The 13,006-nt window shown below is 63.8% G+C and carries 12 protein-coding genes; 5 read left to right on the forward strand and 7 right to left on the reverse strand.

The features are described 5' to 3' along the window. Window positions 1-122: 122 nt before the first annotated feature. The 3 genes from mreD to CUJ90_RS00365 all read right to left on the reverse strand — a co-directional run bounded on the left by mreD (window position 123) and on the right by CUJ90_RS00365 (window position 2,938). Window positions 123-635, reverse strand: a complete 513-nt coding sequence (gene mreD / locus CUJ90_RS00355; RefSeq protein WP_073430343.1) for a rod shape-determining protein MreD — start codon at window positions 633-635, stop codon at window positions 123-125. After that, a complete protein-coding gene (mreC, locus tag CUJ90_RS00360; protein WP_114161686.1) occupies window positions 632-1,741 on the reverse strand; it encodes a rod shape-determining protein MreC in 1,110 nt (369 codons plus the stop codon). Before mreC ends, mreD begins: the two co-directional genes overlap by 4 nt. Window positions 1,742-1,894: 153 nt before the next feature. Further along, a complete protein-coding gene (locus tag CUJ90_RS00365) occupies window positions 1,895-2,938 on the reverse strand; it encodes a rod shape-determining protein (RefSeq protein WP_004189550.1) in 1,044 nt (347 codons plus the stop codon). Between the two features lie 379 nt (window positions 2,939-3,317). Here CUJ90_RS00365 and gatC point away from each other — a divergent pair, with 379 nt between their 5' ends. From gatC to CUJ90_RS00390, 5 genes are all read left to right on the forward strand, one after another. Then, window positions 3,318-3,617 carry an Asp-tRNA(Asn)/Glu-tRNA(Gln) amidotransferase subunit GatC gene (gene gatC / locus CUJ90_RS00370; protein WP_073430341.1) on the forward strand — a complete coding sequence of 100 codons (300 nt, stop codon included), beginning with the start codon at window positions 3,318-3,320 and terminating at the stop codon, window positions 3,615-3,617. Window positions 3,618-3,766: 149 nt separating this feature from the next. Further along, the gene (gene gatA, locus CUJ90_RS00375; protein ID WP_114161687.1) at window positions 3,767-5,254 is read left to right on the forward strand and encodes an Asp-tRNA(Asn)/Glu-tRNA(Gln) amidotransferase subunit GatA; all 1,488 of its coding nucleotides are present in this window, start codon (window positions 3,767-3,769) and stop codon (window positions 5,252-5,254) included. A gap of 5 nt (window positions 5,255-5,259) precedes the next feature. Beyond that, window positions 5,260-6,735, forward strand: coding sequence for an Asp-tRNA(Asn)/Glu-tRNA(Gln) amidotransferase subunit GatB (gatB, locus tag CUJ90_RS00380; RefSeq protein WP_114161688.1), 1,476 nt, complete (start codon window positions 5,260-5,262; stop codon window positions 6,733-6,735). Between the two features lie 141 nt (window positions 6,736-6,876). Next, window positions 6,877-7,716, forward strand: a complete 840-nt coding sequence (locus CUJ90_RS00385; RefSeq protein ID WP_114161689.1) for a PPK2 family polyphosphate kinase — start codon at window positions 6,877-6,879, stop codon at window positions 7,714-7,716. Between the two features lie 49 nt (window positions 7,717-7,765). Then, on the forward strand, window positions 7,766-8,545 hold the full coding sequence (locus CUJ90_RS00390; protein ID WP_114161690.1) for an exodeoxyribonuclease III: 780 nt from the start codon (window positions 7,766-7,768) through the stop codon (window positions 8,543-8,545). A gap of 39 nt (window positions 8,546-8,584) precedes the next feature. On the opposite strand, the gene CUJ90_RS00395 is transcribed toward CUJ90_RS00390, so the two are convergent. The 4 genes from CUJ90_RS00395 to metX form a co-directional block, all read right to left on the reverse strand. Beyond that, entirely contained in the window at window positions 8,585-9,778 is a 1,194-nt protein-coding gene (locus CUJ90_RS00395; protein WP_422879705.1) for a M48 family metallopeptidase, read from the reverse strand. Between the two features lie 68 nt (window positions 9,779-9,846). Beyond that, window positions 9,847-11,241 (reverse strand): AmpG family muropeptide MFS transporter, encoded by a 1,395-nt coding sequence (locus CUJ90_RS00400; protein WP_114161691.1) that lies wholly within the window; start codon window positions 11,239-11,241, stop codon window positions 9,847-9,849. A gap of 14 nt (window positions 11,242-11,255) precedes the next feature. After that, the gene (metW, locus tag CUJ90_RS00405; protein ID WP_073430335.1) at window positions 11,256-11,864 is read right to left on the reverse strand and encodes a methionine biosynthesis protein MetW; all 609 of its coding nucleotides are present in this window, start codon (window positions 11,862-11,864) and stop codon (window positions 11,256-11,258) included. Next, window positions 11,861-13,006, reverse strand: coding sequence for a homoserine O-succinyltransferase MetX (metX, locus tag CUJ90_RS00410; RefSeq protein ID WP_083084981.1), 1,146 nt, complete (start codon window positions 13,004-13,006; stop codon window positions 11,861-11,863). The genes metW and metX overlap by 4 nt, the downstream gene beginning before the upstream one ends.

Raw genomic sequence — 13,006 nt, forward strand, 5'->3', positions numbered from 1 at the left:
GCGGCCATCATGAGTGTGCGCCTGATCCGGTCGGAACCGGGAGGCATGAACGGCGATGTGCGTCGAGCGGGCCGCGGGCGTGGGTTCGACTGGAACGGCCGGCGCGCTCGCTGCGTGATCGATCAAATCGGCCGGGTGTCGTCCGGGTCGGCCGGGCGGCGTTGGGGCATCAACAGCAGGATGCTTGCAATCGGCCACAGCGCGGCTTCCACGAAGCCGTCGATCAGATAACCCCAGCCCGGAAACGCCGCGCCCGTCAGCAGACGGATCACGAACGGCACCAGTTGCGCGACCACGAGAAGCGGCATGACCGCGAACGTCTGCACGCCGAGCGGCATCCACAGCACCCGGCGGTGGATCGTGATCGCGCCATACGACAGCAGCGTGTACGCCAGCGCGTGCTCGCCGAGCAGGCTGGCGTTGTGCACGTCCATCAACAAGCCGAGGAAGAACGCGATGCCCATGCCGACTTTGCGCGGCTGGTGCACGTTCCAGAACAGCAGCACGAGGGCGACGAAGTCCGGCACGCCGACGAGGCGCCCCCACGGCATCAGGTTCAGCAGGAACGCCGCAGCGAGACTGAACGCGATGAAGTACGGATTGACCGGCTGCAGAATGTATTGCGGACGGTTCATGGTTGCGCCCCCGGCGCGGCTTGCGGCTTCACGTTCTTGTCAGCGGTCGGCTTCTTTTCGGCGGCGGACTTTTTCTCCGTGGCGGGCGCGGCCGGGGTTTTCTCAGGAGGCCTGGCGGCGGCCGCGGGTTTTTCAGCCGGTTTCCCGGCTGGCTTGGCTGCGGACTTATCCGCCGCAGCCTTGCTGTCCGCACCCTTGCCGGCTTTCTTGGCCTTCGCGGCTTCTTTCGCCGCGGTGGCCGGATCGGGCTCTTCCGGCGGACGCGGCGGTATGTCGTTCACGTAATGCAGCACCAGCAGCTGACGCGCGCCGCGCACCGGTGCGACCGGCAGGCAGATCACGCGCGCAAAGGCGGTATCGGCCTGTTTGTCGACCCGCACCACCTTGGCGACCGGCAGCCCCGGCGGATAAATGCCGTCGAGTCCGCTGGTGACGAGTTCGTCGCCGGTTTGCACGTCGGCGCTGATCGGCACGAAACGCAGATCGAGCGTATCGCCCTTCGGCGTACCGTAAATCACGCTGCGCAAACCAGTGCGCACGATCTGCACGGGCACCGCCTGATCCTTGTCGGTGAGGAGCGTCACCTCGGCCTGCAAGGGGAACACGCGCGTGACCTGGCCGACCACGCCGTCTTCATTGACGACCGGCGAGCCGTTCTGGATGCCTTGCTGCGCGCCACGGCCGATCACGACCTTCTGCGTGAACGGATCGCGTGTGTCGTACTGGATTTCAGCGGGCAGCGATTGCGTGGTGGCGCGCTGCGACAGTTGCAGCAGCGCGCGCAGATGGGCGTTCTCGGCGGCCAGTTCGGCGGCTGTATTGGCTTGCTGCGAGAGTTGCAGGTCTTTCGTGCGCAGCTTGTCGTTTTCGCTGCGCAGCGTGGCGCTGGTCACCGCGAGGTCGGCGGCACCCATGAAGACGTCGCGCGGCACGAGGGCCGCGCGCTGCAACGGGTAGAGACCGGCACCGAGCACGCCGCGAACGATCTCGAGCGTTTTGAACCGTGCATCGGAGATCAGCAGGGCCAGCGCCAGCACGACGAAAAACACCAGCCGCGCGAGTGCGGATGGGCCTTGCTTGAACAGGGGCGGCGGACTGTATTCCATGGTCGGCGCCGGGGGCGTGAGCGGTTGGGTGAGACGGCGGCGCGCCGGGGACGCGCGTTCAGCACGCGGAGGCTGGAAGGTCCAGCCAACGGCAAACCGGCCCGCAAGGGGCCGTTTGCCTGATCCGCGCTACTGACATGGAGACGGGCTCGCTTACTCGTACGAGAAGATGCTGCCCAGCTTGTCCATGCGTTCGAGCGCCATGCCCGAGCCGCGCACGACGCACGTGAGCGGGTCTTCGGCGACGAGCACCGGCAGGCCGGTTTCTTCCGCGAGCAGGCGGTCCAGATCGCGCAGCAGTGCGCCACCGCCCGTGAGCATCATGCCGCGCTCGGCGATGTCGGCGCCGAGTTCCGGCGGCGTTTGTTCGAGTGCGATCTTCACCGACGACACGATCTGGTTCAGCGGATCGGTGAGGGCTTCGAGAATTTCGTTGCTGGAAATCGTGAAGCTGCGCGGAATGCCTTCCGACAGGTTGCGGCCCTTCACTTCCATTTCCTTGACTTCCGAACCGGGGAACGCGGAGCCGATTTCTTTCTTGATGGCTTCGGCGGTTTGTTCGCCGATCAGCATGCCGTAGTTGCGGCGGATGTAGTTGACGATGGCTTCGTCGAACTTGTCGCCGCCCACGCGCACCGAACCTTTATATACGATGCCGCCGAGCGAGATCACGCCGACTTCCGTCGTGCCGCCGCCGATGTCCACGACCATCGAGCCGGTAGCTTCAGACACCGGCAAGCCAGCGCCGATCGCGGCGGCCATGGGTTCTTCGATGAGATAGACCTGCGAAGCGCCGGCACCGTGCGCGGCTTCCTTGATGGCACGACGCTCGACCTGAGTCGAACCGCACGGCACGCAAATGATGATGCGCGGCGACGGCGAGAACATGCGCGATTCATGGGCAGTTTTGATGAACTGCTTGATCATCTGTTCGGTAACGGTGAAGTCGGCGATCACGCCGTCTTTCATTGGGCGGATCGCCTCGATGTTGCCCGGCACCTTGCCGAGCATCTGCTTGGCTTCCTTACCGACTGCCTGAATGGTTTTCTTGCCGTTGGGACCGCCTTCCTGGCGGATCGAGACCACCGACGGTTCGTCGAGAACGATACCTTTGCCACGCATGTAGATGAGCGTATTGGCAGTGCCAAGGTCAATGGCCAGATCGTTGGAGAAATAGCTGCGCAAAAAACCGAACATTCAAAATCCTGTCTCGCTTGGCGCCGGGCCTCGCAACGTATGCGCAGGGCGGCAGCGGAAAAAATAACAGCCTCAACCGGGCGAAATGGGCGCCGCTGATCTTGAAGCTGCGGGGGAGTCTACCGGAGGCCGGTGCAAAGCCACGTTAGAAAAATCCGAACCATCTCTGAGAACTGATCGGAAAGGCCGTGTTAAGTCGGTCCGGGTTTGGGTCGAACGCGTAATGATACCTTATAATTTTGGATGTTTTGAAGGAAACGGCTGGCACTTTTTGCCACCGCTGGCCCCTTTTTCGAGGTCTTCCTCCTGCGTCGTAACCCGCTGTCGCGGCATTGTTTTTTCGTTGCCGCGGCGGTCCACCACATTTTCCGGTGACTGCATGGCTCTGACCCTGACCGATGTAAAACGCATCGCGCATCTCGCGCGGCTCGACCTTGCCGAAGCCGACGCCGAGCACACGCTCGTCCAGCTCAATGACTTCTTCGGCCTCGTCGAGCAGATGCAGGCGGTCGATACCACCGGCATCGCCCCGCTTGCTCATCCGATCGAGCAGATCGAAGACGTCGCGCTGCGCCTGCGCGACGACGCGGTAACCGAAACAGTCGAACGCGAAGCTTTCCAACGCCCGGCGCCGGCCGTGCAAGACGGCCTGTACCTCGTGCCGAAGGTGATCGAGTAAGAATCGCGCATCGAGCCCGGCACGGCGTGCGAACGGAATACCGCTCGAATCCGCGCCATCCGGCTTCCTCGGCTCGGCTTGCCGGCGGGCAGCCGAACGCCCAAACGGCAGCGTTGCCCGCGCTGCCGCGCTCTTCAGGATAAAACGCAATGCATGAAAAAAGCTTGACCGAACTGCGCGCCGCACTGGCGGCCAAGGAATGCTCCGCAGTCGAACTGGCCCAGTTGTATCTGAAGCGGATCGACGCCGCCAATAGCCTCAACGCATTCATCCAGGTCGATGCCGATCTGACGCTCGCGCAGGCGAAAGCCGCGGACGCGCTGCTGCACACCGGCCACGCGGGTCCGCTGGCCGGCCTGCCGATCGCGCATAAGGATGTGTTCGTCACCAAGGGCTGGCGCTCCACCGCCGGCTCGAAGATGCTGTCGAACTATCAGAGTCCGTTCGACGCAACCGTGGTCGCGCGTCTGCAGAACGCCGGCATGGTGTGCGTGGGCAAGACCAATATGGACGAGTTCGCGATGGGCTCGTCCAACGAGAATTCGCATTTCGGCCCCGTGCAGAATCCGTGGGATCGCCAGGCTGTGCCGGGCGGTTCGTCGGGCGGCTCGGCGGCTGCGGTCGCCGCGCGTCTCGCGCCGGCCGCCACCGGCACGGATACGGGCGGCTCGATCCGTCAGCCGGCATCGTTCTCGGGCATCACCGGCATCAAGCCGACGTACGGCCGCGTGTCCCGTTACGGGATGATCGCGTTCGCCTCGTCGTTGGATCAGGGCGGCCCGATGGCGCGGAACGCCGCGGACTGCGCGACGCTCCTCAACGCAATGGCCGGTTTCGACGAACGCGACTCCACGAGCCTCGTTCGCGACGACGAAGACTACACGCGCTACATCGGCAAGCCGTGGCAGGAAGACGGCGCCAGCAAGCCGCTCGCCGGCTTGCGCATCGGCCTGCCGAAAGAGTATTTCGGCGCGGGTCTCGCCGACGACGTGCGTGCCGCCATCGACGCCGCGTTGAAGCAATACGAAGCACTCGGCGCAACGCTGGTCGAAGTCTCGTTGCCGAAAACCGAACTGTCGATCCCCGTCTACTACGTGATCGCGCCGGCGGAAGCTTCGTCGAACCTGTCGCGTTTCGACGGCGTGCGCTTCGGCCATCGCGCCGCGGAGTATCGCGATCTGCTCGACATGTACAAGAAGTCGCGCGCCGAAGGTTTCGGACCTGAGGTGAAGCGCCGTATTCTCGTCGGCGCCTACGTGCTGTCGCACGGCTATTACGACGCGTACTACCTGCAGGCGCAAAAAATCCGCCGCATCATCGCCCAGGATTTCCAGGAGGCGTTCAGGCAGTGCGACGTGATCATGGGACCGGTCGCGCCGTCGGTGGCGTGGGATCTCGGCGCGAAAGGCGACGACCCCGTGCAGATGTATCTGGCCGACATCTACACGCTGTCGGTGAGTCTCGCCGGGTTGCCGGGCATGAGCGTGCCGTGCGGCTTCGGCGCGGGCGCGAATGCGCAGCGTCCGGTGGGTCTACAGATCATCGGCAACTATTTCAATGAAGCCCGGATGTTGCAGGTGGCCGACGCGTTCCAGCGCGCGACCGACTGGCACCGCAAAGCACCGGCAGGAGTGTGAGCACCATGACCAAGCAATGGGAAGTCGTGATCGGTCTGGAGACCCACGCGCAACTGTCGACCCAATCGAAGATTTTCTCGGGCGCCTCGACGCAGTTCGGCGCCGCGCCCAACACGCAGGCGTGCCCCGTCGATCTCGCATTGCCGGGCACCTTGCCCGTGATGAACCGCGGCGCCGTCGAGCGTGCGATCCAGTTCGGTCTCGCGATCGGTTCGACGATCGCCCCGCGCAGCATCTTCGCGCGCAAGAACTACTTCTACCCCGATCTGCCCAAGGGCTATCAGATCAGCCAGTATGAAATCCCCGTCGTGCAGGGCGGGCAGGTGAAGATCCAGGTGCCGGCCAACGAAAAGGCGGGCAAGGAAGCGTACGAGAAAGTCGTCAACCTCACGCGCGCTCACCTTGAAGAAGACGCCGGCAAGTCGCTGCACGAAGACTTCGCGGGCATGACCGGCATCGACCTGAATCGCGCGGGCACGCCGCTGCTGGAAATCGTCACCGAGCCGGAAATGCGCAGCGCGGCGGAAGCGGTCGCCTACGCGAAAACGCTGCACACGCTCGTCACGTGGCTCGGAATTTGCGACGGCAACATGCAGGAAGGCTCGTTCCGTTGCGACGCGAACGTGTCGGTGCGCCCGGTCGGTCAGGCGGAATTCGGCACGCGCGCCGAAATCAAGAACCTGAACTCGTTCCGCTTTCTGGAAGAAGCGATCCAGTACGAAGTGCGCCGTCAGATCGAATTGATCGAGGAAGGCGGCACGGTGGTGCAGGAAACGCGGCTGTACGATCCGGACAAGCGCGAAACGCGTTCCATGCGCAGCAAGGAAGACGCGCACGATTACCGCTATTTCCCCGATCCCGATCTGATGCCGCTCGTGATCGATCCGACGTGGGTCGAGCGTGTGAAGCGCGAGATGCCGGAATTGCCGGCAGCGATTCAACAGCGCTTCGTGACGCAATACGGCCTCACGCCGTACGACGCGAACATGCTCACCTCGAGCAAGGCGATGGCCGCGTACTACGAAGCGGTGGTCGCCAAGGTCGGCCCGGCGAACGCCAAGGTCGCGGCCAACTGGCTCATGGGCGAGGTGTCGTCGCAACTGAATCGCGAAGGCCTGGATATTGCCGAAAGCCCGGTTTCGTCCGCGCAGCTTGCGCTGTTGTTGCAACGTATCGCCGACGGCACGATCTCGAACAAGATCGCCAAGGAAATTTTCCTCGCGATCTGGGAAGAAAAGGCCACCGACGAAGCCGCCGCGGATCGCATCATCGAGGCCAAGGGTTTGAAGCAGATTTCGGACACCGGCGCGCTGGAAGCGATCATCGACGAAGTGCTCGCCGCGAACCAGAAGTCGGTCGAGGAATTCCGCGCCGGCAAGGACAAGGCGTTCAACGCGCTGATCGGCCAGGCGATGAAGGCGACCAAGGGCAAGGCCAATCCGGCGCAGGTGAATGAGCTGTTGAAGAAGAAGCTGTCCTGAGCCGGCGCAGTTCAGACGCAGTTGGGGAAACCCGGTTGAAGCGCGAGCTTCAGACATCGCGGGCCGTTGCCGGAAACGAAAGTGGGGCAACGGCCCGTTTCATTTACGGGCCCGTTTGAACGCAGATCACGGAGAGTGTGAATGGCGAAGCAACCCGAACTCGACGACTTCCGCGTGCCGTATTTCGAGGCCGGCAAGAAGAACGGCAAGTTCTCGCTCGGCAACGTCGACCCCGCCGCAAGGCCGTTTTCGAGCGGTTCGAAAGACGCCGACCGGGCGCGCTTGTCCGAGATCGGCGCGAAGCTCGACATACAGCAGGAGTGTCTCCACGCGCAGCAGAAGCGTCGCGTGCTGCTGGTGCTGCAAGGCATGGACACGAGCGGCAAGGACGGCACCATCCGCGCGGTGTTTCATGAAGTCGATCCGCTCGGCTTGCGCATCGTGCCGTTCAAGGCGCCCACCGCCACCGAACTCGCGCATGATTTTCTGTGGCGCGTGCATTCGCAGGCGCCCGCCGCCGGCGAGCTGACCGTCTTCAATCGCAGTCACTACGAAGACCTGCTCGTGCCCACCGTGCTCGGCACGTTGGATGCCCAAGGCTTCGAGCAACGCTGCCGCCACATTCGCCAGTTCGAGGAGATGCTGGCCGATAGCGGCACGACCATCCTCAAGTGCATGCTGCACATTTCGAAAGACGAGCAGCGCGTGCGCTTGCAAGCGCGCATCGACGATCCGAGCAAACACTGGAAGTTCGACGTGTCCGATCTCGATGCCCGCAAGCACTGGGACAAATATCAGGCGGTGTATCGCGACGCGTTGGCGGCGACGTCGACCGAATACGCGCCGTGGTACGTGGTGCCGGCCGATTCGAAAACGCACCGCAACGTCGTGATCGCCGAGTTGCTGCTGCGCACCTTCGAATCGTTGAAACTCGCATATCCGCCGCCCAAGGAATCGCTAAGGGGTGTCAGGGTCGCGTGACCCCGTGCCCTCCGCTACCAGAAACGAATCGACATCAAAAAGGAACGACATGTTGCGTGTGATTACCGCCAACCTGAACGGCATCCGCTCAGCGGCCAAGAAGGGCTTTTTCGAGTGGTTCGGCGAGCAGCAGGCCGACGTGCTGTGCGTGCAGGAAATCAAATGCTCGCAGGACGATATGACGCCGGAATTCATGGCGCCGCACGATTTCACCGGCTACTTCCAGCATGCGGTGAAAAAAGGCTATAGCGGCGCGGGCGTGTACACCCGCCATGAGCCGGACGAAGTGGTGATCGGTTTCGGCAGCGAGGAGTTCGACCCGGAAGGGCGCTATGTCGAATTGCGTTTCGGCAAGCTGTCGGTGATCTCGGTGTATGTGCCGTCGGGATCGAGCGGTGACGAGCGTCAGCAGGCCAAGTACCGTTTCATGGACGAATTCATGCCGCATCTCGCTGAACTCGCCAGGGAGCGCGAGGTGATCGTGTGCGGCGACGTGAACATCGTCCACAAGGAAATCGACATCAAGAACTGGAAGAGCAACCAGAAGAACTCAGGCTGCCTGCCGGAAGAGCGCGCATGGCTGACCAGGCTTTTCGACGAAGTGGGTTACGTCGACGTGTTCCGCACGCTCGACCAGCGGCCGGAGCAGTACACATGGTGGAGCAATCGCGGCCAGGCTTATGCGAAGAACGTAGGGTGGCGGATCGATTATCAGATCGCGACGCCGGGCATCGCGGGCAAGGCGAAGCGCACCGACGTGTTCCGCGACATCAAGTTCAGCGACCATGCGCCGCTGACCGTCGATTACGATCACCAGATCGACAAGTAGTCATTGCCCGAGCCGCACGCGGCGTGCGGCTCGCGAAATTCACTCGCGGGCCAGCTTGCGGCGCGGACGGCCTATGCCGCCGTAGTCGGGCAACTCGTCGATCGTTTTGTCGATGGCCTTTGCGTAGAGCGGCAACATGTCCGGCAAGCGCTTGATGATGTCCTGGCGGCGCGCCTGCGTGTACGGATGCACGTAGATGAAACCTTGCTCGCGGTTGGCGCGCGTCGCCGCCGCCAGTTTGTCCCACAGCCCGATGGCCGCGCGCGGATCGAAGCCGGCGCGCGATGCGATATCGCTGCCGATCACGTCGGCTTCCGTCTCGTCGGTGTTTTCGTACTTCATTTCGAGCAACTGCGAACCGATGCCGAGCGGCGCCACGCCGAGATCGGCGAGACCGAAGAGTTGCGGGATCGCGCCCGACGAACTGATCTGTCCCGCCTGCCGTTCGCCGAGCCGCTCGCGCGCATGCTCGCGCAGCGCGTGCGCGATCTCATGCCCGAGCAGCATGCCGAGTTCGTTGTCGTTCAGACGCACCCGGTCGAGCAGTCCGCTATACACGACGATCTTGCCGCCAGGCAGACAGTACATGCGGATATCGTTCGAGCGCACCACCGCGACGTCCCACTTCCAGCCCTTGGCCCGCTCGTTCCATTTCAGCGAGTAGGGAATCATCTTGTCGAGCATCGAACGCACGCGCGTGACGTGCGCGTCGGCATCGCTGTACAGGCGATTCGCGTGCTCCGCGCCATAGGCGATCTGATCGAACTCTTCGGCGGCTTGCGTTTCGAGCACCGGCGAGGGGATCAGGTTGCGGAATACCAGGTAGCCGCCGTAGCGTAGCTGTGTGTTGGGGCCGTACGAGGGCGACGCCGGCTCGCTGGCGGCGGTTGCCGACGTGGCGGCGGGCGCCTTGGCGGCTGCGGGCGGTGACGATGTGGCCGCGGGGGTGCGCGGCGTCACCGGCGCCGGGGGCGGTTGCGGCGAAGGCGGCGTGACGGCCGCGGGCGTGCTGCCGGCATTGGCGGCGCCGTTCGCGCCGGGCGTCGATGTCGAATTCTCGGGGCTCGCCGGGCTCTGCGCCGGTTTTGCCGTTGGCGCTGCGGAGGGTGGCGTTGCGGTTGCCGATGTCGGTGCGCTAACGCCGGCCGCCGGGGCCGTGGCGTAGGCGTTCAACGGCATGACGGCCCATGCGAGGCCCGCGCAGCCGAGCGCCCGTACCACATGCAGCGCGATGCGGCCAGGCTCGAACGCCTGCGCCTCGGCGCTATCCCGGCGCCCCGCGCGCGTTGCCGCAAGCGCCGTCACGACTGAGTCCTCCACGGCGCGATGCGCAGCAGAAGCAGCATGCCGGGCAGCGCCAGCACCGTGCAGACGATGAAGTAGTCGAACCAGCCAATCTGCGCGACCACGTAACCGCTTGCCGCCGACGCCAGCGTGCGCGGCACCGAAGCGAGACTCGTGAAAAGCGCGAACTGCGTGGCCGTGTAGCGCGGATCGGTGGTGCTGGCGATATACGCGGTGAAAGCCGCCATCGTCAGGCCGGTGGAAAAGGTCTCGAATCCGTAGACGAGCGCCAGCGCGACCGAGCGCGGCTCGAGCTGCACGGCCCAGTCGATGCCCACCAGCGCCAGCAGCTTCGTCGTGCCCTCGCTCAGCCACACGGCGATGTCGTAAATCACCGCGAGGCCCGGCGAGGCGGGCCCGAGATGCGCGAGCCACGCGAAACCGAGCGTCGACACCATTTGCAGCACGCCGAAGATCCACAGCCCGCGGCCGATGCCGATCTTCATCAGCCAGATGCCGCCGACGATCCCGCCCGCGAGACTCGCGCCGAACGCGGTGGTCTTCGCGATCACGCCGACCTGCGTGCGCGAAAAGCCGATGTCGAGGAAGAACGACGTGGACAGCGTGGTCGCCATCGTGTCGCCGAGCTTGTACAGAAAGATGAAGCCGAGCACGAACAGCGCGCCGCGCCAGCCGTCGCGGTGAATGAATTCGCTGAATGGCTGCACGATCGCCTCGCGCAGATTCTTGGGCGGCGTGCCATGCACTTCGGGCTCGCGCACCACTAGCGTCATCACCATGCCCGGCAGCATGAACGCTGCCGTGACGATGAAAACGGTGGTCCACGGCAAATGGTCGGACAGAATCAGCGCGAGCGATCCAGGGACCAGCGCCGCGATCTTGTAAGCGTTCACATGAACCGCATTGCCGAGCCCCTGCTGGGTATCGCTCAGCAATTCGCGCCGGTAGGCGTCGATCGAGATATCCTGGCTTGCGCCGAAGAACGCGACGAGCGCCGTCAACGCGGCCACCGTCCAGATCGAATCGCGCGGCGACACGAAGCCGAGCGTCGCGATCGCGCCGGCGACCAGAATTTGCGTGACCAGCATCCAGCCGCGCCGTCTGCCCGGACGCCAGCCCGGAAAACGCGGCACGTAGCGGTCCATCAGCGGCGCCCAGATGAATTTCCAGGTATAGGGAAACTGAATCAGCGCAAACAGGCCGATTTCCTTCAGGTTGACGCCTTCAGAGCGTAACCACGCCTGCACCAGATAGACGAGCGTGAACAGCGGCAATCCCGACGTGAAGCCGAGAAAGACGCAAATCAGCATGCGCGTATTCAGGAATGCGCGCCAGCCGGGATGTTCTTCGTGAGCGGTAAGTGCGGGCGCCTCATGCGGCGGGTTCGACATGTGGATAACTTGCGTTAGCTTTTCTTGACGCGATAGACCGCAAGACTACCACGCCAGTTCGCCCCCCATCGCACCGCCTGACCTTCGTGGAGGACGACGCGGTCGAGAATCTCGATGCCGACTTCGGGCGCGAGCGCCTCGAAATCCTTGATGGTCAGCACCCGCACGTTCGGCGTGTTGTGCCACTGATAAGGCAGCGACTTCGACACCGGCATGCGGCCTTGCAGGACCGAAAGCCGGTGCGCCCAGTAGCCGAAATTCGGGAACGAGACGATGCATTCCTTGCCGACGCGCACCGTCTCGCGCAGGATCGCCGCCGTCTGATGAATGGTTTGCAGCGTTTGCGACAGAATCGCGAAGTCGAAACTGCGGTCTTCGAACAGACGCAGGCCGTCTTCCAGATTCTGCTGGATCACGTTCACGCCGTTTTGCGTCGACGCCAGCACGCCCGCGTCGGTGATTTCGATGCCGTAGCCCTGCACGTCCAGCTCTTCGGTGAGCAGCGACAGCAGCGAGCCGTCGCCGCAGCCCAGGTCGAGCACGGTGGCGCGCGTTTCGACCCAGCGGGCGATCGCGCGGAAGTCCGGGCGTAGCGCCAGGTAATCGAGTGCTCGCTGGTTCATGCGTTCACCTCGTTCGCAATGCGTTCGTAATAGGCGCGCATCAGGTTGTGATAGCGCGCGTCGTCGAGCAGGAAGGCGTCGTGGCCGTGCGGCGCGTCGATTTCAGCGTAGGTGACCGTGCGCTTGTGATCGAGCAGCGCCTTCACCAGTTCGCGCGAGCGGGCCGGCGCGAAACGCCAGTCGGTCGCGAAGCTGGCGATCAGGTATTTCGCCGTGGTGTGCGCGAGCGCGGCGGTCAGATCGCCGTCGAAGGCCTTGGCCGGGTCGAAGTAGTCGAGCGCGCGGGTAATCAGCAGATACGTGTTCGCGTCGAAGTAGTCGGCGAATTTGTCGCCCTGGTAGCGCAGATACGATTCCACCTCGAATTCCACGTCGAAGTTGAAGTTGTACGCATCGAGCGCGCCTTCCGCGCGGCGCAGCGAGCGGCCGAATTTCTCGGCCATGTCGTCGTCCGACAGATAGGTGATATGGCCGATCATGCGCGCGACGCGCAAGCCGCGCTTCGGCTTCACGTTGTGCGCGTAGTAATTGCCGCCGTGAAAGTCGGGATCCGACAGGATCGCCGAGCGCGCCACCTCGTTGAACGCGATGTTCTGCGCCGACAGCTTCGGCGTGGACGCGACCACGATGCAGTGCGCGACGCGCTCGGGATACATCATGCTCCACGCGAGCGCCTGCATGCCGCCGAGGCTGCCGCCCATTACCGCGGCAAAGCGCGTGATGCCGAATTCATCGGCGACGCGCGCCTGGGCGTTGACCCAATCTTCGACCGTCACCACGGGGAACGTCGCGCCGTACGGTTTGCCCGTGGCCGGATCGATGCTCATCGGCCCGGTCGAACCGAAGCACGAGCCCAGGTTGTTCACGCCGATCACGAAGAATCTGTTGGTGTCGAGCGGCTTGCCGGGGCCGACCATGTTGTCCCACCAGCCGAGGTCCTTCGGATTGTCGGCATACACGCCGGCCACGTGATGCGAGGCGTTGAGCGCGTGACAAACCAGCACGGCATTGCTGCGCGCGGCGTTGAGCGTGCCGTAGGTCTCGACCATCAGGTCGTAACCGGCCAGCGAGCTGCCGTTCTGCAAACGCAGCGGCTCGGTGAAATGCATTTTTTGGGGAGCGACGATACCGATCGATTCCAT

It is taken from the genome of Paraburkholderia terricola (assembly GCF_003330825.1).
Taxonomy (GTDB): Bacteria; Pseudomonadota; Gammaproteobacteria; order Burkholderiales; family Burkholderiaceae; genus Paraburkholderia; species Paraburkholderia terricola.

Excerpts from the sequence above, each read along its gene's own strand:
- CUJ90_RS00390 (WP_114161690.1), top strand. The coding sequence starts at position 7,766 with ATGTTGCGTGTGATTACCGCCAACCTGAACGGCATCCGCTCAGCGGCC.
- CUJ90_RS00365 (WP_004189550.1), bottom strand. The coding sequence starts at position 2,938 with ATGTTCGGTTTTTTGCGCAGCTATTTCTCCAACGATCTGGCCATTGAC.
- mreD (WP_073430343.1), bottom strand. The coding sequence starts at position 635 with ATGAACCGTCCGCAATACATTCTGCAGCCGGTCAATCCGTACTTCATC.
- metW (WP_073430335.1), bottom strand. The coding sequence starts at position 11,864 with ATGAACCAGCGAGCACTCGATTACCTGGCGCTACGCCCGGACTTCCGC.
- metX (WP_083084981.1), bottom strand. The coding sequence starts at position 13,006 with ATGGAATCGATCGGTATCGTCGCTCCCCAAAAAATGCATTTCACCGAG.
- CUJ90_RS00400 (WP_114161691.1), bottom strand. The coding sequence starts at position 11,241 with ATGTCGAACCCGCCGCATGAGGCGCCCGCACTTACCGCTCACGAAGAA.
- CUJ90_RS00385 (WP_114161689.1), top strand. The coding sequence starts at position 6,877 with ATGGCGAAGCAACCCGAACTCGACGACTTCCGCGTGCCGTATTTCGAG.
- gatA (WP_114161687.1), top strand. The coding sequence starts at position 3,767 with ATGCATGAAAAAAGCTTGACCGAACTGCGCGCCGCACTGGCGGCCAAG.
- gatB (WP_114161688.1), top strand. The coding sequence starts at position 5,260 with ATGACCAAGCAATGGGAAGTCGTGATCGGTCTGGAGACCCACGCGCAA.
- gatC (WP_073430341.1), top strand. The coding sequence starts at position 3,318 with ATGGCTCTGACCCTGACCGATGTAAAACGCATCGCGCATCTCGCGCGG.
- mreC (WP_114161686.1), bottom strand. The coding sequence starts at position 1,741 with ATGGAATACAGTCCGCCGCCCCTGTTCAAGCAAGGCCCATCCGCACTC.